This window comes from Enterobacter asburiae (assembly GCF_007035645.1).
GTDB lineage: Bacteria > Pseudomonadota > Gammaproteobacteria > Enterobacterales > Enterobacteriaceae > Enterobacter > Enterobacter asburiae_B.
This window is the reverse complement of sequence record NZ_AP019632.1, coordinates 304,593-329,283: the sequence shown is the minus strand read 5'-3', so window position 1 is coordinate 329,283 and position 24,691 is coordinate 304,593. Positions and strand designations below refer to the sequence as shown.

Here is a 24,691-nt window from a genome sequence, read left to right as displayed (position 1 = left end):
CACGTTCCAGAGTTCTCTCGCAACTCCACATTGTTACACAGCCAATCAGAAAATGCATTCCAATACTGTATATTCAAACAGGTCAAATTGTGTCATAATTAGCCGTTTCTGACAGCCGTTTGTCCTTCAAACAAATCAGGCAATCCGTGTTCCAACCGGGAAAGGTGAATGGATAAGATCGAAGTTCGGGGCGCCCGCACCCACAATCTCAAGAATATCAACCTCATAATCCCTCGCGACAAACTCATTGTCGTGACCGGGCTTTCGGGGTCTGGCAAATCCTCACTGGCTTTCGACACTTTGTATGCCGAAGGACAGCGTCGTTACGTTGAATCGCTCTCTGCGTACGCGCGTCAGTTCCTGTCGCTGATGGAAAAACCGGATGTCGACCACATTGAAGGGTTGTCCCCTGCTATCTCTATCGAGCAGAAGTCCACCTCGCATAACCCGCGTTCAACGGTCGGTACCATTACCGAAATTCATGACTACCTGCGTCTGCTGTATGCTCGCGTGGGCGAGCCGCGCTGCCCGGACCACGACGTCCCGCTGGCGGCCCAGACCGTAAGCCAGATGGTGGATAACGTGCTGTCGCAGCCGGAAGGCAAACGCCTGATGCTGCTGGCGCCGATCATTAAAGAGCGAAAAGGCGAACACACCAAAACGCTGGAAAACCTGGCAAGCCAGGGCTATATCCGCGCCCGTATCGACGGCGAGGTGTGTGACCTGTCCGACCCGCCAAAGCTGGAGCTGCAGAAGAAGCACACCATCGAAGTGGTGATTGACCGCTTTAAGGTGCGCGACGATCTCGCCACGCGTCTGGCGGAATCTTTTGAAACGGCGCTGGAACTCTCTGGCGGCACGGCCGTGGTCTCCGATATGGACGACCCAAAAGCGGAAGAGCTGCTCTTCTCCGCCAACTTCGCCTGCCCGATTTGCGGCTACAGCATGCGCGAGCTCGAGCCGCGCCTGTTCTCATTCAACAACCCGGCGGGCGCGTGCCCGACGTGTGACGGCCTGGGTGTTCAACAATATTTCGACCCGGACCGCGTGATCCAGAACCCGGAGCTGTCGCTGGCGGGCGGGGCCATTCGCGGCTGGGACAAGCGTAACTTCTACTACTTCCAGATGCTGAAATCGCTGGCAGAGCACTACAAGTTTGACGTCGAAGCACCGTGGGCGAGCCTGAGCCCGAACGTGCACAAAGTGATCCTGTTCGGTTCCGGCAAAGAGAACATCGAGTTCAAGTATATGAACGATCGCGGCGATACCTCCGTGCGCCGCCACCCGTTCGAAGGGGTGCTGCACAACATGGAGCGCCGCTACAAAGAGACCGAATCCAGCGCGGTGCGCGAGGAGCTGGCGAAGTTCATCAGCAACCGCTCCTGCGCCACCTGTGAAGGAACGCGTCTGCGTCGCGAAGCGCGCCACGTGTTTGTGGAAAACACCGCGCTGCCGACCATCTCAGACATGAGCATCGGCCATGCGATGGACTTCTTCAACAATCTGAAGCTCTCCGGCCAGCGCGCGAAAATCGCCGAAAAAGTGCTGAAAGAGATTGGCGATCGCCTGAAATTCCTGGTGAACGTCGGCCTGAACTACCTGACGCTTTCCCGCTCGGCAGAAACGCTCTCCGGCGGTGAAGCCCAGCGTATCCGTCTGGCGAGCCAGATTGGCGCGGGCTTAGTCGGCGTGATGTACGTGCTGGATGAGCCGTCCATCGGCCTGCACCAGCGCGACAACGAGCGCCTGCTCGGGACGCTGGTTCACCTGCGCAACCTCGGCAACACGGTAATTGTGGTCGAGCACGATGAAGATGCGATCCGCGCGGCCGACCACGTCATCGACATTGGCCCAGGCGCTGGCGTGCACGGCGGCCAGGTGGTCGCGGAGGGAACGCTGAAGGACATCATGGCGGTACCCGAATCGCTGACCGGCCAGTACATGAGCGGCAAGCGTAAGATTGAGGTGCCAAAACAGCGCGTAGCGGCAGATCCGGAAAAAGTGCTGAAGCTGACCGGCGCGCGCGGCAACAACCTGAAAGACGTCACCCTGACGCTGCCGGTTGGCCTGTTTACCTGCATCACCGGCGTGTCCGGTTCCGGCAAATCGACGCTGATCAACGATACGCTGTTCCCGATTGCGCAGACGGCGCTGAACGGCGCGACGCTGGCCGAGCCTGCACCGTACCGCGACATCCAGGGTCTGGAGCATTTTGATAAAGTTATCGACATCGACCAGAGCCCGATTGGCCGTACCCCGCGCTCTAACCCGGCAACCTATACCGGCGTCTTCACGCCCGTACGTGAACTCTTTGCCGGTGTGCCGGAAGCGCGTTCACGCGGCTATACGCCAGGACGCTTCAGCTTTAACGTGCGCGGCGGTCGCTGCGAAGCGTGCCAGGGCGACGGCGTGATCAAGGTTGAGATGCACTTCCTGCCGGATATCTACGTGCCGTGCGACCAGTGCAAAGGCAAACGCTATAACCGCGAAACGCTGGAGATTAAGTACAAAGGCAAGACCATCCACGAAGTGCTGGACATGACCATCGAAGAGGCGCGCGAGTTCTTTGACGCTGTGCCCGCGCTGGCGCGTAAGCTGCAAACGCTGATGGACGTCGGCCTGACCTACATTCGTCTTGGGCAGTCCGCCACCACGCTGTCCGGCGGTGAAGCGCAGCGCGTGAAGCTGGCGCGTGAGCTGTCAAAACGCGGCACCGGTCAGACGCTTTACATTCTGGATGAGCCGACCACCGGCCTGCACTTTGCCGACATCCAGCAGCTGCTCGAGGTTCTGCATCAGCTCAGAGACCAGGGCAACACCATCGTGGTCATCGAACATAACCTGGACGTGATTAAAACCGCGGACTGGATTGTCGATCTCGGCCCGGAAGGCGGCAGCGGCGGCGGTGAAATTCTCGTCTCCGGTACGCCAGAGACCGTTGCAGAGTGCGAAGCCTCGCACACCGCGCGCTTCCTTAAACCGTTGCTGTAATTGTCACACGGAGAGTTGCTGTCGGGTGGTTTCCGGCAGCAGCTCAACCGCCTGCTGATAGGACGCGTCCACCAGGTAGTAAATCTGCGATCCAGGAATCGACCCATCCAGATAGACGGTGCTCCAGTGCGCCTTATTAAGGTGCTTGCTCGGCCTCACGTCATCATGCTGCTGGCGTAGCAAATCCGCCAGTTCAGGGCTGGTTTTCAGCGACGCCGCCGGACGGCCTTCCACCTCTTTCACCATCGCAAACAGGACATCTCCCACCTTAATCTGCGTGGCTTTCCAGTCGCTATGAACGCTCTGCTCCGCGCCGGGCTTGCTCATGCAGTACTGAAGTATCTCCGAAATTGTCATCTTTATTCCCCTTGTAGCGTGGCGATAATTTTACGCGAACCACCGTGAATGCGATGCTCTCCCAGCCAGATCCCCTGCCACGTTCCCAACAGCAGCCGCCCGTTGTGAACCGGCAGCATCAACGACACGCCCAGCAGGGAAGATTTAATATGGGAAGGCATATCGTCCGCCCCCTCATAGTCATGCTCGTAAGGCGCGTTGTCCGGGACGCTCTTCAGAAAATGGTGCTCCATGTCGGACCGGACGGTAGGATCGCAATTTTCATTAAGCGTGAGAGAGGCTGACGTGTGCTGAAGCAGCAGATGCAGCAAACCCGTTTTCACCCGCGACAGATCGCGGAGTTTCCCGATGACTTCATCCGTCACCAGGTGAAATCCGCGTGGTTTAGCGCTTAAGGTCAGGGTCTGTTGATACCACATGTGCTGCTCCGTGATGAAAGATGAATCTTTCTAAGTGTGCAGCAAGAAGACGAAAGGTAAAACCCGCAGCAGCGAGATTTGATTAAAAAAGAGTCAAACCCGCTGCCGGGTACTTAATACTCCGAGTTGACGATCACCTCTTCGCCAAACTTTCCGGCCATCGGCAGCGGTCGATAGGTCGAGTTAGAGGCACGCAATACCCTGATCCCTCTGGCTCCCACGTCATGCGCGGCGGTGATGTCGTTATCCGAATCGCCGTAGAATACCTTGATATTTTTCTTTTCCAGCCACTGGGTTTTGGTGTTTTGCCCTTCTTTGTCACCGGCAAAAATGACCGGATTCATGCTGGTCGCCGGGATCTGGAAATCATCCTGCAGCGTTTTAGAGACGGTTTCGGTTTTGGTCTGACTGCGGCCGGTAACAAAGTAGATGCTGTCACCGCGCTTCACGTGCATGGCAATAAGCGCACGGGCAACCTCTTTCGGGATGCTGAATTCGTCCCAGCCGTTATTCATTTTTTCCCAGAATTCCGGGTTCTTCAGATACGCTTCGCTGTCGGGTGAATACGTTTTCTTCCCGCGCCAGAAGCCAGGGCTTGAGAACAGTACGGTATCGTCAATGTCAAAACCCACGGCCATTGGCGCGCGGCCGATCAGGCTGTTTTCGATTTGAGCCACGGAAACCCAGTGAATGGGCGCCTGCTCGGCGAGAATGGCGGCGGTGGTGCCGGTGTAAAGCGGCGTCGGGGCAGAAGCTCGCGCGACGACGGCGCTGTTAAGCGAGAACAATAAGCAGGCGGCGCTGAGCGCCAGTGTGATCTTGCGCATATTTTCCCCTGAATATTCAGTTTGTTATCGTTTTAATTTGAGCGGATGGTCAAAAAACTATCCGACCATAACCCCAGCGGGAGATGAAGGGAAGGAGTTTTTGCTTATGAAGCGGAATAAAAAGAAGACGATCACAGAATGCCGGGCAACGTTTTTGTGCGGCCTGATACCCTCACCCCAGCCCTCTCCCACGGGGAGAGGGTCGGTTGGTAAGTGCTTACATTACAGCAGCAAACGCCTGCGCCACGCGATGAACGTTGCTGGCATTCAGGCCCGCCACGCACATACGGCCGCTGGCGATCAGGTAGACGCCGAACTCTTCCCGCAGACGATCGACCTGCGCCGCGCTCAGACCGGTATAGCTGAACATCCCGCGCTGCTTGAGCAGATAGTCGAAGTTATGTCCCGGCACGGCCTCTTTCAGCACGTAAACCAGCTCCTGACGCATGGCCAGGATGCGCTTACGCATCGCTTCCACTTCGGCAAGCCAGGACGCTTTCAGCAGTTCGTCACCGAGAACCGTCGCCACCACCTGCGCACCAAAGTTTGGCGGGCTGGAGTAAATGCGGCGCACCGTCGCCTTCAGCTGGCCCAGGACGCGACCCGCCGCTTCGGCGTCTTCACAGACCACGGACAGACCGCCAACGCGTTCACCGTAAAGGGAGAAGATTTTAGAGAAGGAGTTGCTGACCAGAGCAGGCAGCCCGGCGCTGGCCACGGCGCGGATGGCGTAAGCATCTTCTTCCATGCCCGCGCCAAAGCCCTGGTAGGCGATGTCGAGGAACGGAATCAGGTCGCGGGCCTTCAGTACCTCAATCACCGCATCCCACTGGGCGTTGGTGAGATCCGCCCCGGTCGGGTTATGGCAGCATGGGTGCAGCAGCACAATGCTGCGCGCCGGTAGGGTGTTCAGTTTTTCCAGCAGAGCTTCAACGCGCACGCCGTTCGTTTCGCTGTCGAACCACGGATAGGTCGCCACGTTGAAACCTGCGCCCTCGAAGATCGCAACGTGGTTTTCCCACGTCGGGTCACTGACCCATACGCCTGAATCCGGGAAGTATTTTTTCAGGAAGTCTGCACCCACTTTCAGCGCACCCGAGCCGCCCAGCGTCTGGATGGTCGCCACGCGTTTTTGCGCGAGCACCGCGTGATCGGCACCGAATAACAGCGGAGCGATGGTGTTGCGGTAGGCGTTTAACCCTTCCATCGGCAGATAAAGAGAAGCACCGTGTGGAACAGCGTTCAGACGCGCTTCGGCTTCGGCAACGGCTTTTAATTGAGGAATGATGCCATCCTCGTTGTAATACAGACCGATGCTGAGGTTCACTTTGTCGCTGCGAGGATCTTCTTTGAAACGCTCCATTAAGGAGAGGATAGGGTCGCCGGCATAGGCGTCAACTTTCTGAAACACGCGATGGTTCTCCGGAATTCGATGAGGCAGGGATTTCAACAATAAACCGGAACATCACTCAACACCACCCCTTAAGATTATCCTGCGATCGGCATAGGTTTTTTGCGTCCTCTCGCCATGACATTTACCCAATATTTTCCCCTTCTCGCTTTCCGTAATGTGGCTCCTGCGCAACCGCGCATTCACTGATTCAAGGAGTTCACATCATGGATTCACAATTTATTGGTTCAGTTATTAACGCCCTGCCGCTGGAACATATGATCGGCGGTCCGCTGCAGGCGATGATCAAAGCACAGGTCCAGGCGAGCAAGGCCTATACCGACTTCCTGCTCTCCGTCTGTATTAAAGACGGCAAAGCTGTCGCGATCGAGTTCGATTACGACGAAACCGTGGTAGACGAACAGGGGGTCAATAAAGGCAGCGTGACCCGTAAGATGAGTATTCCGCTCCTGGCGGCGGTCACCCACCCCATCATCTGTATCGAGGACGGTACCATCGACTTTGAGCTGGAAGTGAGCCAGAGCGAAGCCAGTTCCAGCAGCACCGAAGCGGAGGCCTCCGTGGAAGCGTCCGTCGGCTGGGGCGTTTTCAAAGCGAAAATGACCGGCAAGGTCTCCCATAAATCGGAGCAGACCCGTTCGACCGATACACGCGCGAAATATTCCATTCATACCCAGATTAAACGCCAGGAGCCACCTGAAGCTCTGCAGCGCGTGATTGATTACCTGACCAACGCCAAAACCAAGCCTGTCGCCGCGCAATAATCTTCCACGCCGCGACATACGTGCGATTCCGTAACGCAGGGGCTACCCGGGTAGCCCTTTTTCCAGGAGCGAAATATGTCTTTTAAAAAATGGCTGCGCGGCGGCAAGGATGAGGAGCCGGAAAACAGGGCGGGCAAAGAGGATGAAGGCACGCCGCCGGTACAGGAAAACACGCTTCCATCGCCTCCAGCCGATATTCCCGGCGTGCCGATCTCGCTTGAAGATATCACGCGTGGGATGCAGTACGCGGCCACTGCGGCCAACGAACTGATTGCTCAGCAGTATATGAAGGCGCTGGATCCCTTTTTCGAACCCGCAGAAGACGGTTCGTTAATTCCACGCACGGTACAGCTGGCGCTGGATGAAAAGCACTACTTTGACCTGCCCTTAGTCGCGCTTTCGACACCGCGCGGGCTGATGCTGGAAAAGATGAAGGTCAACCTGACGATCCGTACGGAAGGCATGCAGGCGCCTTCCCGCCAGTCCGGTGAAAACGAATTTGGCCGCTTTCACGTCAGCCTTTCGCCTTCCAGCGATAACAAAGGCGGGCGTGACAGCCGCCACGTCGATGTAGAGATGCAATTTACCGCACTTGAGCCACCGGAAAGCGTCATGCGTTTGATTGACGAATACACCAACAAGGTGATTCCCCGCCCGAAAGCAGAGGAGACTCCGTAATGCAAAAACAACCAGAACGTACAGGTGACAGGGGCATTCAGCTTATTTGCCAGTTTGAAGGGCTGAGGCTGGAGCGTTATCGCGATGCCGTAGGTTTATGGACCATCGGCTACGGCCATTTGATCCTCAAAGAGGAGATGGAAAAGCTCACCAAAATTACCACCGGTGAAGCCAAAGATCTGCTGCGCAAAGATCTGAAACGCACCGAGGACGGCGTGAAAAAACTGCTGAACAACGCTTCGACGCAGAACCAATTCGACGCGCTGGTTTCGTTCGCCTTCAACCTTGGCGTGGGCAATTTAAAGAAATCCACGCTGCTCAAAAAATTCAACGCAGGCGATATCCAGGGCGCCGCACTGCAGTTCAAAAGCTGGAATAAGGCAGGCGGTAAGGTTTTGACCGGGCTTACCCGACGCCGCGAGGCGGAAATGAAGCTATTTCTTAGTTAATTCAACAGGAAAATTACAATGAAACCACTTTACATAGTGAAAATGGCCGTACTGTCTGTTTCGTTATTCAACGTGTTACAGGCAACCGCCGCCATGCCAACCTGCGAAGAGGAAATAAAGGAAGCCAACACCTTTTTATCTTCTCAGGGTATGGTGCCCGTCAATAACGTGACCGATCTGGCGACAACGCTTCGTCATATAAAAAATTTTGGGCGCCTGCCCGACCGCTATATTACCTCGGATGAGGCCAAACGCCTCGGCTGGTCGGGAAGTGAAAGCGAATCGCTTTGGGGTCTTAAACCCACCAATCAAAAATGGATCGGTGGCGATAAATACAGCGATCGCGCTCTTCCTTCCAGTCAGCCCTGGCTTAGCGCGGATATCGATGTCGTGAAGGGGTATCGCTCTCCCAAGCGTTTGATTTACAGCCTGTCAGGGCAACAGCGCTTTATTACGACCGATAAGTATCAGCATATTGTTGAGCTGGATCCCTGCCAATAATAAGCGCCCGTTACGATAATAAATCCCCTTTTCCGAGGGGATTTATCCTTGCAGAGGATGAACGTATGTCTGACATCTATCTCCCGACCCTCATCAGTGAAGCCTTGCTGGCTTTTTCAGGTTTATTTGGCGGCGTCAGTATCTCGTTTTTCTGGCAACCGCAGCGATTGCACCAGCACAGCCGATTTATGGCAGGCATTATTTTTGGTGGAATCAGCATGGGCGCGGCCGTCGCATTAGGTGGATTAGCAGCCCGCTGGTTAAAGATAGACCTTAATCAGGCCGATATCACGCTTGGTTTAGGGTATATCCTCGGGGCAATGAGTAATGGCCTGATCGTCTGGCTGGCAAACTTTTTTCGCCGGCATGAACAGCGCGATATTTTTGATGTTGCAAGCGTCATCAAAAGTAAAGTCAGACATGAATCACTTTCTCCGCCTGATTTAACCCACAACAAACCCGATGGAGAATAAATGCTTAACATAATGAATGGCTGGGTGCTTCCCTTTATTATCTTCGTCGACCTGATAACATCGCTGCTGATTTTGTTTGCCGCCTATAGCCGAAGAGTCCATGCCCTGCCGGTAATGTGTAAAATTGGCTTAGCCGCCCTCGCCTTTGGTTTTTTTGGTGAGAGCAGCTTAAACATGAAATTTATTCTTACCGGTGCTGATATACTGAGTGACAGCTTTCCATTTTGGCTATTGCAGGACTTCGGAACGCTGGTGGTGGTGATATATTATTTCAAATCTCAGTACCGTTAAAAAAACAAAGCGCAACAGAGGTCTGTCTGTTGCGCTTTTCTTTTAACGCATTTTGACTGCAGCCCTTCGCTTTGCTGAAAATCGGCTAATTAGACATATATTTAAAATAGAGCATTGCGGCCTGCGTTCGATTGTTGACCTGTAGTCGGTGAAAGATGGATTCCAGATGCACTTTGACCGTACCTGCGCTGATATTCAATTGCCGGCTGATCTGCTTATTTGTTCCTCCATTCGCCAGCAGCTTAAGAACTTCCTTCTGCCGACGACTCAGGGAATAGATTGGCAAACCGCCAGTGGGTTGTTCTCGCTGGACCACGGCTTGCTCCGGAAAACAGACCACCCCCGAGGAAACCATGCAAAGTATCTGGCTGATTTTCTCCGCGGGGAGATCCTTGGTAAAAATGCCCTTAATGCTTTGGCGGATGTAGAAGTTGAATATCTTATCCGTCGTTTTTCGTAACATCACCACGATCGGTAGCTCAGGCCAGTTTGTCATCAAATTAGTGATAAAATCACGGCACTTCATTTCACCATCCAGCAAAATAATGCTGACCGGCATAGAGGTTAAAATTGCGTGTGCATCTTCAAAGTTGTTCGCTGCAAAAACAGTGCATTCCGGCATGACGCGTTCCAGCTCTGTTTTCATACCGTGAATGAAGATCGGTAATTCATCGATCATTAATATATTCATCGTAGCATAACCCCGTGTGAAATCTATTTTCTTAGGTTATTCAACCAACTTATTCCGAAATTAAGTATGCGTGCTATTACAAAACTGTAAAAACAGCATTCGGCATAAGGCAAATGTCATATATCCAAAGCAAAAAGTTAAGCAGTACTAAACATTAAACATAGCCATGTTTAATTAAGAACGATCTTATCGTTATTAAAAACAGCCTGGGCTCAATAGCATATTCCCAGAAATATTGCTGGCACTTATTATTTTACTGCACGCGTGCCATCCACCTACATATTAATATTTCAATGAGGTCATTTATGACAATACTAACAGTGTATTTCTGTGGTACTGGATCTAATAAATTTGATGAGTCTCATGCTAATTACTGGAACGGCGAGCTCATCTCTTCTCTGGCAGCCAATAACAAGGGTAAAGAGTTCGCCGAATGGGTCATTCTTGATGGCCCGGGGAGCGGCAATCTACAAAGCGATGAGCTTTGGGTCAAAAGCGGAGAATATTCTCAGCTTCGCGCCCAGCTTCTGGGCAGCGGCTGGAATGAGAATGTTCAGCATGCGATCAATATTATCAAAGGACACGTTGACTGGCAGCGTGAGAAGCTCACAAAAGAAAACTATGAGCAGCTTAAAAAGGCGGGTGTACCGATTCAGGACGTTGAGGTTACCGGCTCATTTTGGTGGCGCAAATATGACTATGGCGATCGTAAAGTGACCCAGCAGGCGCTGCAGCAGCAAATCATCAAAACCTTCCGCCAGGGTCAGATCCTGCCCACTCAGGTGAACCTTGTTGGGTGGAGCCGGGGCGGAATTAGCTGCCATATGCTTGCCAATGCAATGCTTGCCGATCCCCTTTTAACGACGATTCCGGTGAATATTTTTGCGGTCGATCCGGTTCCGGGTATGGGTAATTTCCAGGCGGACAAAGTCACTCTGGGCAGCAACGTGAAGGAGTATGTGGCTTTCTATGCCAGACATGAGCGATCAAAAGGTTTCTCGTGCGTCATTCCACAGACCGATAGCGCGACAAAAGTCCATATTTATCCCATGTCTGGTCGCCACGCTACGCTGGTAGGGAATGCTTCGGCCAATGGGAATAGCGGGGAAAAAGTGGTCCATGAGCCCGGCACGATCGTGCGTCATTTCGCCGAAGTTTGCCTGCAAAGATGGGGCGTCACGCTGGATAAAAAGCTCAATCTGGATGGAGTGCAGCTGCTGGAATTGCATCAGGCCATTCAGCGTAACGCTCCGCTATTCGCCGAAATGCAGAAAACGGTGTACACCATTTCGGAAAACGATGGGGGGGAGCGTTATGTCTCGTTGGGCAGCACCGGAAAACGGTTCTCGTCCATCCAGGGTTCGCGCTTCAGTCCGGAGTCAGGGCTCGCGTCGGATTATTTGACTAATCAGGCGATCTATAACGTGTTGAAATAAGCGTTACGCGTCCAACGGCAGCTAATGCCGTTGGACGACTATCTGCGAGTCTCAGTCGATGTACTTCATCGCAACCCTTGACGTCAGGCGCGTGATAAGTTCGTAAGCACTCACTTTCGTAATTTCAGCAATGCGTTCGACGGGCAAACCTTCACCCCACATCACGACATCGTCGCCGGGCTTATCCTGGGCTTCAGGCCCCAGATCGACACAAATCATGTCCATCGCCACGCGGCCGACGATCTTCACCTCGCGACCGTTGACCAGAACCGGCGTACCCGACGGCGCGGCGCGCGGATAGCCGTCACCATAGCCCATCGCCACCACTCCGAGACGGGTATCACGCTCGCTGGTCCAGGTACCGCCGTAGCCCACCGGCTCGCCCGCTTTATGGTCACGCACGGCAATCAGGTTAGAGACCAGCGACATGACCGGCTGGAAGCCAAAGTCCGGCCCCCAGGGTTTGTTCTCCAGCGGCGACACGCCGTAGAGAATGATGCCCGGTCGCGCCCAGTCGAAGTGCGACTGCGGCCACAGCAGAATACCGCCGGATGCCGCAATCGAGCGCATCCCCGGCTTGCCTTCGCAGAAGGTGTTAAAGATATCCAGCTGGCGCTCGGTCGCACCGCACTCGGGCTCATCGGCGCGGGCGAAGTGGCTGACGATATTCACCGGCTGGCGCACGTTTTTGCACCGGCATAAGCGCTGATAAAACGCTTCCGCGCTTTCCGGACGCACGCCCAGACGGTGCATGCCCGTGTCGAGCTTCATCCAGGCGGTCACCGGCTCGCTCAGCTCGGCGGTTTCCAGTGCGGCGAGCTGTTCTTCGTTATGTACCGCCGTGTGCAGATGCTGGTCAGCGATGGTCGGTAAATCTGTGGCTTCGAAAAAGCCTTCGAGGAGCAGAATGGGTTGGGTAATGCCGCCCGCGCGCAGGCGGAGGGCTTCTTCAAGACGGGCGACGCCAAAGGCGTCGGCATCGGGGAGCGTTCGCGCGGTCTCAAGAAGACCGTGTCCGTAAGCGTTCGCTTTCACGACTGCAACGAGCTTGCTGGCAGGCGCCAGTTCACGCAGACGTTGCAGGTTGTGTCGCAGAGCGCGGCGGTTAATAACAACAGTTGCCGCTTGCATTTGAATTCCTTAGAAATTACTCATCATCATATTGAGGACCGGCATAGTTGTCGAAACGCGACCACTGTCCGTTAAAGGTCAGACGCACCGTCCCGATTGGGCCGTTACGTTGTTTACCAATAATAATTTCGGCGATCCCTTTCAGGTCGCTGTTCTCGTGATAAACCTCATCACGGTAGATAAACATGATTAAGTCGGCATCCTGCTCGATGGAGCCGGACTCACGCAGGTCAGAGTTGACCGGGCGCTTGTCGGCACGTTGTTCCAGAGAGCGGTTCAGCTGCGACAGCGCGACGACCGGTACGTGCAGCTCTTTGGCTAACGCCTTGAGCGAGCGGGAAATCTCCGCAATTTCAAGCGTACGGTTGTCGGAAAGCGACGGGACGCGCATCAGCTGAAGGTAGTCGATCATGATGAGGCCGATGCCGCCGTGTTCACGGGCGATACGGCGCGCGCGGGAGCGCACTTCCGTCGGCGTCAGGCCGGAGGAGTCATCGATATAGATGTTACGTTTTTCCAGCAGAATGCCCATGGTGCCGGAAATGCGCGCCCAGTCTTCATCATCGAGCTGGCCGGTACGAATTCGGGTCTGATCCACGCGCGACAGCGACGCCAGAGAACGCATCATAATCTGCTCGGAGGGCATCTCAAGGCTGAAGATCAATACCGGCTTATCCTGCAACATCGCCGCGTTTTCGACGAGGTTCATCGCAAAGGTAGTTTTACCCATCGACGGACGCGCGGCGACGATAATCAAATCCGACGGCTGCAGACCAGCGGTTTTCTTGTTCAAATCGTCATAGCCGGTGTTTACCCCGGTCACACCGTCGTGCGGCTGCTGGAACAGCTGTTCGATACGGGCAACGGTGGCGTCGAGGACATCGGCGATGTTTTTTGGACCTTCGTCTTTATTGGCGCGGCTTTCGGCGATTTTAAAGACGCGGGATTCAGCCAGATCGAGCAGGTCTTCGCTGGTACGCCCCTGTGGATCAAAACCGGCTTCGGCGATCTCATTCGCCACCGAAATCATCTCGCGGACGACGGCACGTTCGCGCACGATATTGGCATACGCGCTGATGTTCGCCGCACTAGGCGTGTTTTTTGACAGTTCCGCCAGATAGGCAAACCCGCCGCAGCTGTCGAGCTGACCAAGGCGCTCCAGCGATTCCGCGAGCGTGATCAGATCGATTGGGCTGCCCGACTCCTGCAGACGCGCCATTTCGGTAAAGATGTGGCGGTGCGGGCGGGTGTAGAAATCTTCCGCCACGACGCGCTCGGCGACGTCGTCCCAGCGCTCGTTATCCAGCATTAAACCGCCCAACACCGACTGTTCCGCTTCAATCGAGTGCGGCGGGACCTTTAACCCTGCGACCTGGAAATCACGCTCGCGAGGTTCAGTCTGTTTGTTGAAGGGTTTGTTTCCTGCCATAGTGAATGGAGTTACCGAGATAAAGAGTGGGTCGAAAGATTACCATATTTTTCTTACGGAGGGAGCATGGCAACGCGCATTGAATTCCAGAAACACGGTGGGCCAGACGTACTGAAAGCGGTGGAGTTCACCCCTGCCGCGCCTGGCGAAAACGAAGTGCAGGTTGAAAACAAAGCCATAGGCATAAACTACATCGACACTTATATTCGCGGCGGTCTCTACCCGCCGCCGTCAATGCCGAGCGGCCTGGGCACCGAGGCGGCCGGGGTCGTCGTCAAAGTGGGCAGCGCGGTTAAGCATATTAAAGAGGGCGACCGCGTGGTGTACGCGCAGTCTGCGCTGGGCGCTTACAGCTCCGTCCACAACGTTCCGGCGGATAAAGCCGCCCTGCTGCCTAACGCTATCTCCTTCGAGCAGGCGGCGGCCTCGTTCCTGAAAGGTCTGACGGTTTACTACCTGCTGCGCAAAACCTATGAAATTAAGCCCGACGAGCAGTTCCTGTTCCATGCCGCAGCGGGTGGCGTCGGGCTCATCGCCTGTCAGTGGGCAAAGGCGCTGGGCGCGAAGCTGATCGGCACCGTCGGAAATGCACAAAAAGCGCAGCGCGCGCTGCAGGCGGGCGCCTGGCAGGTGATTAACTATCGTGAAGAGAGCATTGTTGAGCGGCTGAAGGAGATCACCAGCGGCAAAAAAGTGCGCGTGGTGTATGACTCGGTGGGGAAAGACACGTGGGAAGCGTCGCTGGACTGTCTGCAGCGCCGTGGTCTGATGGTCAGCTTCGGCAATGCGTCTGGCGCGGTCACCGGCGTTAATCTCGGTATTCTGAATCAGAAAGGTTCGCTGTATGTGACTCGCCCTTCCCTGCAAGGATACATCACCAACCGGGAAGAACTTGAGGAAGCCAGCAACGAGCTGTTCTCGCTGATCGCCAGCGGCGTCATCAAAGTGGATGTGGCAGATGCGCAGAAATTCGCGCTGACCGATGCGCAGCGCGCGCATGAGGTGCTGGAAAGCCGGGCGACGCAGGGGTCGAGCTTGTTGATTCCCTGAGCCCCAAAAAGAAATTGGGCTTCCCGTGGGAAGCCCTTTCTTTTTTTAGTTCGGCTGTATGTAGGGTACAGCTCGATGAATTCTTTAACGGCAGCCATAGTGACAGATTCGATAACTAAATCCTATTCTGTTCTAAGCCATGCCGCCGGAAAAGTTACAAGTATGTGACGAACCCCTCAATACCTTAGTAACGGAAGCGGTTATTGCGCTGATAACTGGGCACTTTTGGCGCTTTAATCGCCCGAATCACCCACACGACCGCAATGGCCAGCAGTAGCCACGGCAACAGTTTGATCGTCAGCGCAAACAGTCCGCCAATAAACATGACCACCGTCGCCACCACGATAGCCGCCAGAATGCCGAGCAGCGAAACGCCTGTCGCTAACAGCATGACAAAAAAGCCAATCACAAAAAGTAGTTCCAGCATGGTGATCTCCCACGAGTTCCCGAGTAATGAAGTAAGCATTACAAGAATCATGCCAGTATTAACCTGTTGTTATTAAAGCAAAACGCCCCGCGAGCGTTCGCAGGGCGTGGTGAATTTGACGAACTTTTAGCGAAAGTTATCGCTTGTCTGCCACCAGTCGCAGCGCATGTTCCAGCACCTCAATATCGGCTCCGGCTTTATGCGCATTCTCGCTCAGGTAGCGGCGCCACTGACGCGCGCCCGGAATCCCCTGGAACAGGCCAAGCATATGGCGGGTGATATGGCCGAGATACGTGCCATTACTCAACTCGCGCTCAATGTAAGGGTACATCGCACGCACGACGGCAACCGGATCGGTGTCCGCGCCTTCGATACCAAAGATTTCGCGATCGACCGTCGCCAGAATGCCCGGGTTCTGATACGCCTCGCGGCCGACCATCACGCCATCCATATGCGCCAGATGCGCTTTGGCCTCTTCCAGCGACTTGATGCCGCCGTTGATGGACATCGTCAGGTGCGGAAAGTCACGCTTCAGTTGATACACGCGCGGATAGTCCAGCGGCGGGATCTCGCGGTTCTCTTTCGGGCTGAGGCCGGAGAGCCAGGCTTTTCGCGCGTGGATGATGAACATCTCACACTCGCCTTTCCCGGATACCGTGTTGATGAAGTCGCACAGGAATTCGTAGCTGTCCTGGTCGTCAATGCCGATACGGGTTTTGACCGTGACCGGAATGGAGACCACATCGCGCATCGCCTTGATACAGTCCGCTACCAGCTGTGCATTCCCCATCAGACAGGCGCCAAACATGCCGTTCTGCACGCGGTCGGACGGGCAGCCAACGTTCAGGTTGATCTCGTCGTAGCCGCGTTCTTCCGCCAGCTTCGCGCACTGCGCCAGCGCGGCCGGATCGCTGCCGCCCAGCTGCAGGGCAACCGGATGCTCTTCTTCGCTATAGGCCAGATAGTCGCCCTTCCCGTGAATGATTGCGCCCGTGGTCACCATTTCGGTGTACAGCAGCGTATGGCGGGAGAGCTGGCGCAGGAAGTAGCGGCAGTGTCTGTCCGTCCAGTCGAGCATCGGCGCAATGGAGAAACGGTGTGCAGGGAAAGCGGTCTGTAATTCTGACGACATGGCGAAGTTTTAAGCATCTGGTGGAAAAGGGGCGCTACTATAGCACAAAGAAAAGCCGGAGGCGCAGCGCCTCCGGTGGACTTTAGAACGTCATGCTCAGCTGAGCCCCGGCACCCCAGGTTTCGTCCTCACCGTACAGGCCCATCAGGTCAACATGAACGGTGCTGAACGGTGCGAAACCGACACCGCCGGTAAAGACATTGCTGTCGTTACCCTTCACGTCCGCGCGATAACCCGCACGCACCGCCAGCCAGCTGAGCGGCGTAACCTCGGCACCGACGCCAACGTACTGCGACGTATCTTCGCTCTTGAAGCCTTTGGTTTCCGTCAGATCGCCATCGGCGGTCAGCGTCACCAGGTCGTTATGCCAGGCGGCGCCGGCGGTCACCAGCGGACGGATCTGGTAGGTGTCTTTGTAGCTCACCACTTCTCCCGTCCGGCCATTGCGGATACGGATATCTTTGGTGTCGATATCGCGCGACATCAGGTTTTGACCGCTCACGCCAACCGTCCAGTGTTCGCCGAAATCAGCCGCAATACCGGCATCGACGTTAAAGCCCGTGTCGTCCGTGCGGTAGCGGCTGTCGTTCCACTTGTTACTGTCGTAATCGTAGATTGACGTGGTGTAGTTATAGACCCAGGTTTTTTGCAGTTTTGGCGTCACGCCCACGGAAACCGGGACGCCGCCGAGGTCAAACTGACGGGCAACGGCAACACCATAGTCGGACACAATCGCTGCCCGGCCAGACGCCGTTGAGTTGAGATTTTTAGTGATCTGATCCGTGCCGTTCAGCGCAGCGTCCAGGGCAACACCGGCAGCCACCACTTTGCTTTGTTGAATACCGCGCAGATAATCAATATCTTGCTGATCGATAGACGAGCTCACCCGGCCATGGGCATAGCCTTTCGCCATAAAGGCCACGGAAAGCACATCGTTAGGAATACTCACGGCAAGCCCTGCACCTGCCGTCGCGCGTGCGGTTTTACCCTTGAGATAGTCCAGCTCATCGGCCAGATCTTTGGCCGCGCCCTGGAATTGATTAATGGAACCTAACGGATTGGTGATGATCTCCCTTGGCGTGAGGTCATCAACCACATCCTTATAGTGATTGATTTTGTCGTTGATGGTATCAATCTCGTCCTGAAGATTGTCCTCATCCGTTACCTGTACGCCAACGGACGGCAAAATGACCGTCACATCATCGTCCGGTTTTGCCTTTGCCAGCAACGCGGGGTTGATTAACGCCCCGCTACCATAGCTCCCGGAGGCAACGCCAGTGCCACCCATTGCGTCGCTACGTGATTCTGTCCAGGTATTAGCTGCTCCCGCCTGATTTGCCATAAACAAGGAAACAGCGATACTAACCACCGAAAATTTAAAATTTTTTTTCACAGTATGCCCGTTATAGTCTGTTATGAAATAACCCCTGTCTGTTATCACCCAAACAGGAACGAACTATTGCTGTGAATAAGTAGTAAAAGACCCGCTATTTCTATCCCTAAGTAAAACTCCCTTACGGCCTGTTATATTTTGTGACGGCCCTCAATATTTATAGAAGAGGAAATTATTTTTTCCCAGGTTTTCCATCATGCGGTCCAAAAAACTGGGGCGGGTGGTCTACCCAGCGATCCTCACGCGTGGCGGCATACACAGGGTTGAGCGGGTAGTAGATGCGGTTGTGCTTCTTATTGGCCTCGCCAACGACCAGTAACCGCACCTCTTCGTCCGTGTTGTTGATAAAGGTGTGGCAAATACCGGTTCCGGCAGGAAACCCCACGCTGTCGCCCGGTTCAAGTTTCCATAAATAGCCATTGATCCACGCTTCTGGATGACCTTCGAGCACATAAACGAACTCTTCTTCATCGCTTTCCGCGTGCGGATAGGACGTCCTGCGCCCGGGCGGTAAACGCTCGTGATGGATACCAATGCGCCCGAGCCCAAGCTTGCGAGCCAACGGGGCGCCGATAGAAAAACGCTCATCGCTATCTGGATAGGTCGAATCATCCGCGCCTTCAACGTCGCGCCAGTGTCGAATACAGTCAGGTTTTTTCATTGTTTATTTCCCGGTTTGCAATGGGTCAGGTATAGCACAGACTGGCGGATCTCGGCGTTTTTACCAGAACATGATAAAGTGGGGGTTTCCGTCCTATAACATCCGGGGTGCTAAATGGATAAGTCCACAAAAGAGCTGTTAGCGCAGGCCGAAAAGCTGTGTTCGCAACGCAATGTGCGCCTGACTCCGCAGCGCCTTGAAGTCTTACGTCTGATGAGCCTGCAGCAGGGTGCCATCAGCGCTTACGATCTGCTGGACCTGCTCCGCGAAAGCGAGCCGCAGGCGAAACCACCAACCGTGTATCGCGCCCTTGATTTCCTGCTGGAACAAGGATTCGTGCATAAAGTTGAGTCCACCAACAGCTACGTGTTGTGCCATCTGTTCGATCAGCCCACCCATACATCGGCGATGTTTATCTGCGACCGCTGCGGCGTGGTGAAAGAAGAGGCTGCGGAAGGCGTGGAAGATATTATGCATACGCTGGCGGCGAAAATGGGTTTTGCCCTGCGTCATAACGTGATTGAAGCGCACGGACTGTGCTCTGCCTGCGTGGAAGTGGAAGCCTGCCGCCATCAGGACGCATGTCAGCACGACCACTCTATTCTTGTGAAGAAAAAACCGCGTTAGCAGTAGTAAAAGCAAAGGCGGCTCATGGCCGCCCTCAGGGTGTACTTCCTTGTACTTGCGGGTATAGCCCGGTTACCAGCGGTAGTCGTTGCGTTTTTCCCAGTCGCCCACTTCTTTTTCCGCCTGGTCTTTTGCGTAGCCGTAACGCTCCTGGATTTTACCGACAAGCTGATCGCGTTTACCTTCAATGACGGTCATATCGTCATCGGTCAGCTTACCCCACTGTTCTTTCGCTTTACCTTTGAACTGCTTCCAGTTGCCGCCGATTTCGTCTTTATTCATCATCGTGTCCTCTTAGTTAAGCGTCGGGTCGTAACGTCCGTTACGTTCTTTTCTGCTGGACGTGATAATTATTGTAGTTAAGGATTCGGCAGTTGATTTGATATTCGGAATCTTTAACCGTCACGATATATCGTGACGTGAAGGGAACCAGGTATCGTTTTGCCAGTGGCGGTGCCAGATAAAAGCCAGCGATATCCCTCGCAGCGAGAGGAAAACGGCCAGGGCCAGCCACAAACCGTGATTACCCAGCCAGGGAAGCGTCAGCAGCGTCAGACCAAACCCGGCCGCCGCGACCGCCATGCTGTTACGCATTTCCGCTCCGCGCGTCGCACCAATAAACATGCCGTCCAGCAGATAACACCAGACGCCGACCACCGGTAAGATGACTTGCCAGATGAGATAGTGACTCGCCAGCTCGCGCAGCGCAGGAAGAGACGTAAGCAACGCGACAATTTGCTCACCAAAGCAGGCGTAAACCAGGCCAAACGCCAGCGCCACCAGCCCAGACTGGCGGCAGGCTGCCCGCCAGACGTCCCTAAGCTGCTCGCTTTCGCGCGCCCCGTACGCCTGCCCGGAATGCGCTTCTACCGCATAGGCAAATCCGTCCAGCGCGTAGGCGGTAAAGGTCAGCAGCGTCATCAATACCGCGTTGACCGCGACGATTTCTGGCCCCAGTCGGGCCCCGAAAACCGTCAGCGCGCCGAAGCAGAGCTGAAGCAGCAGCGAGCGCAGCATGATGTCACGATTGAGCGCCAGCAGCCTACGGATATTGCCGCGCCATGCGGTTTTGAGCAGCGCCAGGGAGATCCCGCGCATCGCCAGCACGCGCCAGACCATCCACAGACCGATAATAAAGGTTCCGTATTCGGCAATCGCCGTCGCCAGCGCCGCGCCCTGCACGTTCATATGCAGGCCCATTACCAGCCAGACATCCAGCACAATGTTGAGAAGGTTGCCTGCCACCAGCAAAATCACCGGTGCACGGGCGTACTGCACGCCCAGTAGCCACCCCAGCAGAACCAGGTTTGCCAGCGAGGCGGGCGCGCTGAGCCAGCGAATTTCAAGGAAACGACGCGCCTGAGCCAGTACCGCCTCGCTGCCGCCGACAACATGGAGCGCAAGGTCGATCAGGGGCGTACGTAATAAAACGATTAACACTCCCGCGCCAAGCGCAAGGATCAGCGGCTGGACCAGCGCGCGCGCCAGACGCAGCGGATCTTTTGCACCATAAGCCTGTGCCGTGAGCCCGGTGGTGCTCATGCGCAAAAAGAGCAGCAGCATAAACAGGAAGCTGGTTGCCGTCGCGCCAATCGCCACGCCGCCAAGATAAACAGGCGAATCAAGATGACCAATAACGGCAGTATCGACCAGCCCCAGCAAGGGCACGGTGATATTGGAGAAAATCATCGGCAGAGCGAGACGCCACAATGCCTTATCTGATTCCGTCAGCAGTGACATGAAAAATACCGGGAGTGGAGAATGAAGCAGGCTACAGCGGCGCCATAGCCTGTCAGGAAGAGATTATAGCCATTCACCGTTGCGAATGACCCCAACCGCCAGTCCTTCGATAGAGAAGTTGTGTTCGCGGAGATCGACCACAATCGGGGAGAACTCATTGTTTTCAGGCAGCAACTGAACGGTGTTACCCTGTTTTTTCAGACGCTTGACGGTAACTTCATCATCAATGCGCGCGACAACCACCTGACCGTTACGCACATCCTGCGTTTTGTGCACCGCAAGCAGATCGCCGTCAAGAATACCGATGTCTTTCATCGACATACCGCTAACGCGCAGCAGGAAATCTGCGCTCGGTTTGAACATGCCAGGATCAACCTGGTAGTGGCCTTCAATATGCTGCTGTGCCAGTAAAGGCTCACCGGCGGCAACACGGCCTATCAGCGGAATGCCCGTCTCTTCTTCCACCAGCAGGCGGATACCACGTGACGCGCCTGAAACAATCTCAATCACGCCTTTACGCGCCAGCGCTTTCAGGTGTTCTTCGGCAGCATTCGGAGAACGGAAGCCCAGACGCTGCGCGATTTCCGCACGCGTGGGTGGCATACCCGTCTGGCCGATATGATCCCGGATGAGATCAAACACCTCTTGCTGCCTGGTCGTTAACGCTTTCATTCCGCCCCCTGGGTGTATATACAGTTATGCTGTGAGTATATACAGTCAAAGGCGATTTTGGAACCAAAAACTGCACAAAAAACCAGGGACTTAATTATTCCTCGAGGCTCATCGGAAATGTGACCAAAGCAGCGTGACCCAGGTGATAACGGCAGTGATAATCGCCAGCAACACGGCAGCAGAGCCCATGTCTTTTGCGCGGCCAGAAAGCTCGTGGAAATCTGAACCAATGCGATCAACAACGGCTTCAATAGCGCTATTAAGAATTTCCACTATCATCACCAGAAGCACGGAACCGATTAGAAGTACGCGGGTAATAGCATCAACATCAAGGAAAGAGGCGATGATCACCGCGATGATAGCGGCGACGCCCTCCTGGCGAAAGGCGGCTTCGTTGATCCACGCGGCACGGAAACCTTTCCATGAATAGCCGGCGGCTTTGATGATACGCGTTAACCCAGTGGTATTATTGGCCATTAAAAGAACCTTTTATGAAAAAAAGCGTCAGTAACAGGAACTGTAGCGCGTTTCGCTACAGCCTGAAGTATGACGGGTAACAACAGAAATTTTGCGCGCTTTCTGTTATCCTTGCGCCGCAATTGCATTATTAACCAGAGGCTTTACATCGTTTATGTCCGGCTGGCCACGAATTTACTACAAATTACTTAATTTACCATTAAGCATCCTGGTAAAAAGCAAGTCTATCCCAGCAGAACCCGCGCTGGAATTGGGGCTCGATACGTCGCGTCCTATTATGTACGTTTTGCCTTATAACTCGAAGGCAGACTTACTGACGCTTCGCGCCCAGTGTCTGGCGCATGACTTACCGGACCCGCTTGAACCGCTTGAAGTTGACGGTACGCTGCTGCCGCGCTACGTGTTCATTCACGGTGGACCGCGCGTGTTTACCTACTACACGCCAAAAGAAGAGTCCATCAAGCTGTTCCACGACTATCTTGACCTGCACCGCAGCAACCCCGATCTGGATGTGCAGATGGTGCCGGTATCGGTGATGTTTGGTCGTCGTCCGGGCCGTGAAAAAGGTGAAGAGAATCCGCCGCTGCGCATGCTTAACGGCATCCAGAAGTTCTTCGCGGTCTCCTGGCTGGGACGCGACAGCTTTGTGCGTTTCTCCCCTTCCGTTTCGCTGCGTCGTATGGCGGACGAGCACGGTACCGACAAGATCATCGCGCAAAAACTGGCGCGCGTGGCGCGTATGCACTTCGCCCGCCAGCGACTCGCTGCCGTAGGGCCGCGTCTCCCGGCGCGTCAGGATCTGTTCAACAAGCTGCTGGCCTCCAAAGCGATTGCCCGCGCCGTTGAAGACGAAGCGCGCAGCAAGAAAATATCGCATGAGAAAGCCCAGCAGAACGCCATTGCGCTGATGGAAGAGATTGCAGCGAACTTCTCTTACGAGATGATTCGCCTGTCCGATCGTATTCTCGGCTTTACCTGGAACCGCCTGTATCAGGGCATCAACGTTCATAATGCTGAACGTGTGCGTCAGCTGGCGCACGATGGCCATGAGATTGTCTATGTTCCCTGCCACCGCAGCCACATGGACTACCTGCTTCTTTCCTACGTGCTCTATCACCAGGGGCTGGTACCGCCGCACATTGCTGCCGGTATCAACCTGAATTTCTGGCCAGCAGGTCCGATTTTCCGCCGCCTGGGCGCGTTCTTTATCCGTCGCACCTTCAAGGGCAACAAGCTCTACTCCACCGTGTTCCGCGAATATCTGGGCGAGCTGTTCAGCCGCGGCTATTCCGTGGAGTACTTCGTGGAGGGCGGTCGTTCCCGTACCGGACGTCTGCTCGATCCGAAGACCGGCACGCTGTCGATGACCATTCAGGCGATGCTGCGCGGAGGAACCCGTCCAATCACGCTGGTGCCAATCTACATTGGCTATGAGCACGTGATGGAAGTGGGCACGTACGCCAAAGAGCTGCGCGGTGCGACCAAAGAGAAAGAGAGCCTGCCGCAGATGCTGCGCGGCTTGAGCAAGCTACGCAATCTCGGTCAGGGCTACGTGAACTTCGGCGAACCCATGCCGCTGATGACGTATCTGAACCATCACGTTCCCGAGTGGCGCGAGTCCATCGATCCTATCGAAGCGATTCGTCCGGCCTGGCTGACGCCAACGGTCAACGGCATCGCGTCCGAGCTGATGGTGCGCATTAACAACGCCGGTGCGGCTAACGCCATGAACCTGTGCTGTACGGCGCTTCTGGCTTCGCGTCAGCGCTCGCTGACCCGCGAACAGCTCACGGAGCAGCTGGATTGCTATCTGGACATGATGCGCAACGTGCCGTATTCCGTTGATTCAACCGTGCCTTCTGCTACCGCCAGTGAGCTTATCGATCACGCGCTGCAGATGAACAAGTTTGAAGTCGAAAAGGACACGATCGGCGACATCATCATTCTGCCGCGCGAGCAGGCAGTGCTGATGACCTACTACCGCAACAACATCACCCATATGCTGATGCTGCCGTCACTCATGGCGGCTATCATCACCCAGCATCGCCGTATTTCGCGTCAGGAGCTATTGCGTCACGTTGAGACGCTCTATCCGATGCTGAAAGCGGAGCTGTTCCTGCGCTGGAGCAAAGACGAGCTGGCGGGCGAACTGGACAAACTGACGGAAGAGCTGCGTCGTCAGGGGCTGATCACCGTCTCAAACGACGAGCTGCACATCAATCCGTCGCGTTCCCGAACTCTGCAACTGCTTGCGGCCGGTGCGCGCGAAACGCTGCAGCGCTACGCCATTACGTTCTGGCTGCTGAGTGCGAACCCGTCTATCAACCGCGGCACGCTGGAGAAAGAGAGCCGGACGCTGGCACAGCGCCTGTCCGTTCTGCACGGCATTAACGCCCCGGAGTTCTTCGACAAAGCGGTCTTCAGCTCTCTGGTCCTGACGCTGCGTGACGAAGGCTACATCAGCGATACGGGCGATGCCGAGCCGGAAGAGACGCTGAAGGTGTACCAGATGCTGGCCGAACTCATTACGTCGGATGTGCGTTTGACGATCGAGAGCTCGACGCAGGGCGAGTGATGTGAAAAAGCCAGGTTGGTGGTTTCACCTGACCCGGCCTGGCGTTCTGCATAATATAAAGGCCCGGTAAGCGTTAACGCTACCGGGCC

At 55.1% G+C, this 24,691-nt stretch carries 26 protein-coding genes; 11 read left to right on the top strand and 15 right to left on the bottom strand.

Annotation, left to right across the window (positions count from 1 at the left end; genetic code table 11):
- Window positions 1-168 precede the first annotated feature (168 nt).
- The gene (uvrA, locus tag FOY96_RS01510) at window positions 169-2,991 is read left to right on the top strand and encodes an excinuclease ABC subunit UvrA (protein WP_042718374.1); all 2,823 of its coding nucleotides are present in this window, start codon (window positions 169-171) and stop codon (window positions 2,989-2,991) included.
- A 3-nt stretch (window positions 2,992-2,994) separates the two neighbouring features.
- Here uvrA and FOY96_RS01505 read toward each other — a convergent pair whose 3' ends face one another.
- The 4 genes from FOY96_RS01505 to tyrB all read right to left on the bottom strand — a co-directional run bounded on the left by FOY96_RS01505 (window position 2,995) and on the right by tyrB (window position 6,005).
- Window positions 2,995-3,348 carry an MmcQ/YjbR family DNA-binding protein gene (locus FOY96_RS01505; RefSeq protein WP_023310053.1) on the bottom strand — a complete coding sequence of 118 codons (354 nt, stop codon included), beginning with the start codon at window positions 3,346-3,348 and terminating at the stop codon, window positions 2,995-2,997.
- Window positions 3,349-3,350: 2 nt separating this feature from the next.
- Window positions 3,351-3,767, bottom strand: coding sequence for a secondary thiamine-phosphate synthase enzyme YjbQ (locus FOY96_RS01500; RefSeq protein ID WP_143346404.1), 417 nt, complete (start codon window positions 3,765-3,767; stop codon window positions 3,351-3,353).
- 113 nt (window positions 3,768-3,880) lie between these two features.
- Window positions 3,881-4,594 (bottom strand): acid phosphatase AphA, encoded by a 714-nt coding sequence (gene aphA, locus FOY96_RS01495; protein ID WP_032662578.1) that lies wholly within the window; start codon window positions 4,592-4,594, stop codon window positions 3,881-3,883.
- 217 nt (window positions 4,595-4,811) lie between these two features.
- Window positions 4,812-6,005: an aromatic amino acid transaminase gene (tyrB, locus tag FOY96_RS01490; RefSeq protein WP_143346403.1), complete on the bottom strand. Its 1,194-nt coding sequence runs from the start codon at window positions 6,003-6,005 to the stop codon at window positions 4,812-4,814.
- A 206-nt stretch (window positions 6,006-6,211) separates the two neighbouring features.
- Here tyrB and FOY96_RS01485 point away from each other — a divergent pair, with 206 nt between their 5' ends.
- The 6 genes from FOY96_RS01485 to FOY96_RS01460 all read left to right on the top strand — a co-directional run bounded on the left by FOY96_RS01485 (window position 6,212) and on the right by FOY96_RS01460 (window position 9,161).
- The gene (locus FOY96_RS01485) at window positions 6,212-6,769 is read left to right on the top strand and encodes a DUF2589 domain-containing protein (protein WP_023334176.1); all 558 of its coding nucleotides are present in this window, start codon (window positions 6,212-6,214) and stop codon (window positions 6,767-6,769) included.
- A gap of 75 nt (window positions 6,770-6,844) precedes the next feature.
- Window positions 6,845-7,447: a DUF2589 domain-containing protein gene (locus tag FOY96_RS01480; RefSeq protein WP_143346402.1), complete on the top strand. Its 603-nt coding sequence runs from the start codon at window positions 6,845-6,847 to the stop codon at window positions 7,445-7,447.
- Entirely contained in the window at window positions 7,447-7,896 is a 450-nt protein-coding gene (locus FOY96_RS01475) for a lysozyme (protein WP_048976345.1), read from the top strand. The genes FOY96_RS01480 and FOY96_RS01475 overlap by 1 nt, the downstream gene beginning before the upstream one ends.
- An 18-nt stretch (window positions 7,897-7,914) precedes the next feature.
- A complete protein-coding gene (locus FOY96_RS01470) occupies window positions 7,915-8,397 on the top strand; it encodes a ribonuclease domain-containing protein (RefSeq protein WP_094935055.1) in 483 nt (160 codons plus the stop codon).
- Between the two features lie 65 nt (window positions 8,398-8,462).
- The gene (locus FOY96_RS01465; protein WP_033144411.1) at window positions 8,463-8,870 is read left to right on the top strand and encodes a hypothetical protein; all 408 of its coding nucleotides are present in this window, start codon (window positions 8,463-8,465) and stop codon (window positions 8,868-8,870) included.
- Complete coding sequence (locus tag FOY96_RS01460) at window positions 8,871-9,161, top strand: hypothetical protein (RefSeq protein ID WP_032662594.1); 291 nt, start codon at window positions 8,871-8,873, stop codon at window positions 9,159-9,161.
- Between the two features lie 85 nt (window positions 9,162-9,246).
- On the opposite strand, the gene FOY96_RS01455 is transcribed toward FOY96_RS01460, so the two are convergent.
- The gene (locus FOY96_RS01455) at window positions 9,247-9,840 is read right to left on the bottom strand and encodes a response regulator transcription factor (protein WP_223862650.1); all 594 of its coding nucleotides are present in this window, start codon (window positions 9,838-9,840) and stop codon (window positions 9,247-9,249) included.
- Window positions 9,841-10,157: 317 nt separating this feature from the next.
- Between FOY96_RS01455 and FOY96_RS01450 the strand changes: the two genes are divergently transcribed.
- Window positions 10,158-11,288 carry an ENY2 family protein gene (locus FOY96_RS01450; RefSeq protein ID WP_032662597.1) on the top strand — a complete coding sequence of 377 codons (1,131 nt, stop codon included), beginning with the start codon at window positions 10,158-10,160 and terminating at the stop codon, window positions 11,286-11,288.
- A 51-nt stretch (window positions 11,289-11,339) separates the two neighbouring features.
- On the opposite strand, the gene alr is transcribed toward FOY96_RS01450, so the two are convergent.
- Both alr and dnaB read right to left on the bottom strand, forming a co-directional pair.
- Entirely contained in the window at window positions 11,340-12,419 is a 1,080-nt protein-coding gene (gene alr / locus FOY96_RS01445; RefSeq protein ID WP_143346401.1) for an alanine racemase, read from the bottom strand.
- Window positions 12,420-12,435: 16 nt separating this feature from the next.
- Entirely contained in the window at window positions 12,436-13,848 is a 1,413-nt protein-coding gene (gene dnaB, locus FOY96_RS01440) for a replicative DNA helicase (protein ID WP_143346400.1), read from the bottom strand.
- Window positions 13,849-13,914: 66 nt separating this feature from the next.
- Here dnaB and FOY96_RS01435 point away from each other — a divergent pair, with 66 nt between their 5' ends.
- Window positions 13,915-14,898 carry a quinone oxidoreductase gene (locus FOY96_RS01435; protein WP_039264131.1) on the top strand — a complete coding sequence of 328 codons (984 nt, stop codon included), beginning with the start codon at window positions 13,915-13,917 and terminating at the stop codon, window positions 14,896-14,898.
- A gap of 184 nt (window positions 14,899-15,082) precedes the next feature.
- Here FOY96_RS01435 and pspG read toward each other — a convergent pair whose 3' ends face one another.
- The 4 genes from pspG to FOY96_RS01415 all read right to left on the bottom strand — a co-directional run bounded on the left by pspG (window position 15,083) and on the right by FOY96_RS01415 (window position 18,511).
- Window positions 15,083-15,325 carry an envelope stress response protein PspG gene (gene pspG, locus FOY96_RS01430; protein ID WP_023310044.1) on the bottom strand — a complete coding sequence of 81 codons (243 nt, stop codon included), beginning with the start codon at window positions 15,323-15,325 and terminating at the stop codon, window positions 15,083-15,085.
- A 136-nt stretch (window positions 15,326-15,461) separates the two neighbouring features.
- Window positions 15,462-16,457, bottom strand: a complete 996-nt coding sequence (gene dusA, locus FOY96_RS01425; protein WP_045355242.1) for a tRNA dihydrouridine(20/20a) synthase DusA — start codon at window positions 16,455-16,457, stop codon at window positions 15,462-15,464.
- 82 nt (window positions 16,458-16,539) lie between these two features.
- Entirely contained in the window at window positions 16,540-17,850 is a 1,311-nt protein-coding gene (locus FOY96_RS01420; protein WP_033144404.1) for a conjugal transfer protein TraF, read from the bottom strand.
- A gap of 172 nt (window positions 17,851-18,022) precedes the next feature.
- Window positions 18,023-18,511: a cupin domain-containing protein gene (locus tag FOY96_RS01415; RefSeq protein ID WP_023310041.1), complete on the bottom strand. Its 489-nt coding sequence runs from the start codon at window positions 18,509-18,511 to the stop codon at window positions 18,023-18,025.
- Window positions 18,512-18,625: 114 nt separating this feature from the next.
- Between FOY96_RS01415 and zur the strand changes: the two genes are divergently transcribed.
- Window positions 18,626-19,138, top strand: coding sequence for a zinc uptake transcriptional repressor Zur (gene zur / locus FOY96_RS01410; RefSeq protein ID WP_143346399.1), 513 nt, complete (start codon window positions 18,626-18,628; stop codon window positions 19,136-19,138).
- A gap of 72 nt (window positions 19,139-19,210) precedes the next feature.
- Here zur and FOY96_RS01405 read toward each other — a convergent pair whose 3' ends face one another.
- From FOY96_RS01405 to FOY96_RS01390, 4 genes are all read right to left on the bottom strand, one after another.
- On the bottom strand, window positions 19,211-19,420 hold the full coding sequence (locus tag FOY96_RS01405) for a CsbD family protein (RefSeq protein ID WP_014830284.1): 210 nt from the start codon (window positions 19,418-19,420) through the stop codon (window positions 19,211-19,213).
- 120 nt (window positions 19,421-19,540) lie between these two features.
- Entirely contained in the window at window positions 19,541-20,878 is a 1,338-nt protein-coding gene (gene dinF, locus FOY96_RS01400; RefSeq protein ID WP_143346398.1) for an MATE family efflux transporter DinF, read from the bottom strand.
- Between the two features lie 63 nt (window positions 20,879-20,941).
- Window positions 20,942-21,550 carry a transcriptional repressor LexA gene (lexA, locus tag FOY96_RS01395; protein ID WP_023310039.1) on the bottom strand — a complete coding sequence of 203 codons (609 nt, stop codon included), beginning with the start codon at window positions 21,548-21,550 and terminating at the stop codon, window positions 20,942-20,944.
- A 108-nt stretch (window positions 21,551-21,658) separates the two neighbouring features.
- Window positions 21,659-22,027 carry a diacylglycerol kinase gene (locus FOY96_RS01390; RefSeq protein ID WP_048980859.1) on the bottom strand — a complete coding sequence of 123 codons (369 nt, stop codon included), beginning with the start codon at window positions 22,025-22,027 and terminating at the stop codon, window positions 21,659-21,661.
- Window positions 22,028-22,181: 154 nt separating this feature from the next.
- Between FOY96_RS01390 and plsB the strand changes: the two genes are divergently transcribed.
- Entirely contained in the window at window positions 22,182-24,602 is a 2,421-nt protein-coding gene (plsB, locus tag FOY96_RS01385; protein ID WP_143346397.1) for a glycerol-3-phosphate 1-O-acyltransferase PlsB, read from the top strand.
- Window positions 24,603-24,691: the final 89 nt, after the last annotated feature.

Excerpts from the sequence above, each read along its gene's own strand:
- uvrA (WP_042718374.1), top strand. The coding sequence starts at position 169 with ATGGATAAGATCGAAGTTCGGGGCGCCCGCACCCACAATCTCAAGAAT.
- FOY96_RS01505 (WP_023310053.1), bottom strand. The coding sequence starts at position 3,348 with ATGACAATTTCGGAGATACTTCAGTACTGCATGAGCAAGCCCGGCGCG.
- FOY96_RS01500 (WP_143346404.1), bottom strand. The coding sequence starts at position 3,767 with ATGTGGTATCAACAGACCCTGACCTTAAGCGCTAAACCACGCGGATTT.
- aphA (WP_032662578.1), bottom strand. The coding sequence starts at position 4,594 with ATGCGCAAGATCACACTGGCGCTCAGCGCCGCCTGCTTATTGTTCTCG.
- FOY96_RS01485 (WP_023334176.1), top strand. The coding sequence starts at position 6,212 with ATGGATTCACAATTTATTGGTTCAGTTATTAACGCCCTGCCGCTGGAA.
- FOY96_RS01480 (WP_143346402.1), top strand. The coding sequence starts at position 6,845 with ATGTCTTTTAAAAAATGGCTGCGCGGCGGCAAGGATGAGGAGCCGGAA.
- FOY96_RS01475 (WP_048976345.1), top strand. The coding sequence starts at position 7,447 with ATGCAAAAACAACCAGAACGTACAGGTGACAGGGGCATTCAGCTTATT.
- FOY96_RS01470 (WP_094935055.1), top strand. The coding sequence starts at position 7,915 with ATGAAACCACTTTACATAGTGAAAATGGCCGTACTGTCTGTTTCGTTA.
- FOY96_RS01465 (WP_033144411.1), top strand. The coding sequence starts at position 8,463 with ATGTCTGACATCTATCTCCCGACCCTCATCAGTGAAGCCTTGCTGGCT.
- FOY96_RS01460 (WP_032662594.1), top strand. The coding sequence starts at position 8,871 with ATGCTTAACATAATGAATGGCTGGGTGCTTCCCTTTATTATCTTCGTC.
- FOY96_RS01455 (WP_223862650.1), bottom strand. The coding sequence starts at position 9,840 with ATGATCGATGAATTACCGATCTTCATTCACGGTATGAAAACAGAGCTG.
- FOY96_RS01450 (WP_032662597.1), top strand. The coding sequence starts at position 10,158 with ATGACAATACTAACAGTGTATTTCTGTGGTACTGGATCTAATAAATTT.
- alr (WP_143346401.1), bottom strand. The coding sequence starts at position 12,419 with ATGCAAGCGGCAACTGTTGTTATTAACCGCCGCGCTCTGCGACACAAC.
- dnaB (WP_143346400.1), bottom strand. The coding sequence starts at position 13,848 with ATGGCAGGAAACAAACCCTTCAACAAACAGACTGAACCTCGCGAGCGT.
- FOY96_RS01435 (WP_039264131.1), top strand. The coding sequence starts at position 13,915 with ATGGCAACGCGCATTGAATTCCAGAAACACGGTGGGCCAGACGTACTG.
- pspG (WP_023310044.1), bottom strand. The coding sequence starts at position 15,325 with ATGCTGGAACTACTTTTTGTGATTGGCTTTTTTGTCATGCTGTTAGCG.
- dusA (WP_045355242.1), bottom strand. The coding sequence starts at position 16,457 with ATGTCGTCAGAATTACAGACCGCTTTCCCTGCACACCGTTTCTCCATT.
- FOY96_RS01415 (WP_023310041.1), bottom strand. The coding sequence starts at position 18,511 with ATGAAAAAACCTGACTGTATTCGACACTGGCGCGACGTTGAAGGCGCG.
- zur (WP_143346399.1), top strand. The coding sequence starts at position 18,626 with ATGGATAAGTCCACAAAAGAGCTGTTAGCGCAGGCCGAAAAGCTGTGT.
- FOY96_RS01405 (WP_014830284.1), bottom strand. The coding sequence starts at position 19,420 with ATGAATAAAGACGAAATCGGCGGCAACTGGAAGCAGTTCAAAGGTAAA.
- dinF (WP_143346398.1), bottom strand. The coding sequence starts at position 20,878 with ATGTCACTGCTGACGGAATCAGATAAGGCATTGTGGCGTCTCGCTCTG.
- lexA (WP_023310039.1), bottom strand. The coding sequence starts at position 21,550 with ATGAAAGCGTTAACGACCAGGCAGCAAGAGGTGTTTGATCTCATCCGG.
- FOY96_RS01390 (WP_048980859.1), bottom strand. The coding sequence starts at position 22,027 with ATGGCCAATAATACCACTGGGTTAACGCGTATCATCAAAGCCGCCGGC.
- plsB (WP_143346397.1), top strand. The coding sequence starts at position 22,182 with ATGTCCGGCTGGCCACGAATTTACTACAAATTACTTAATTTACCATTA.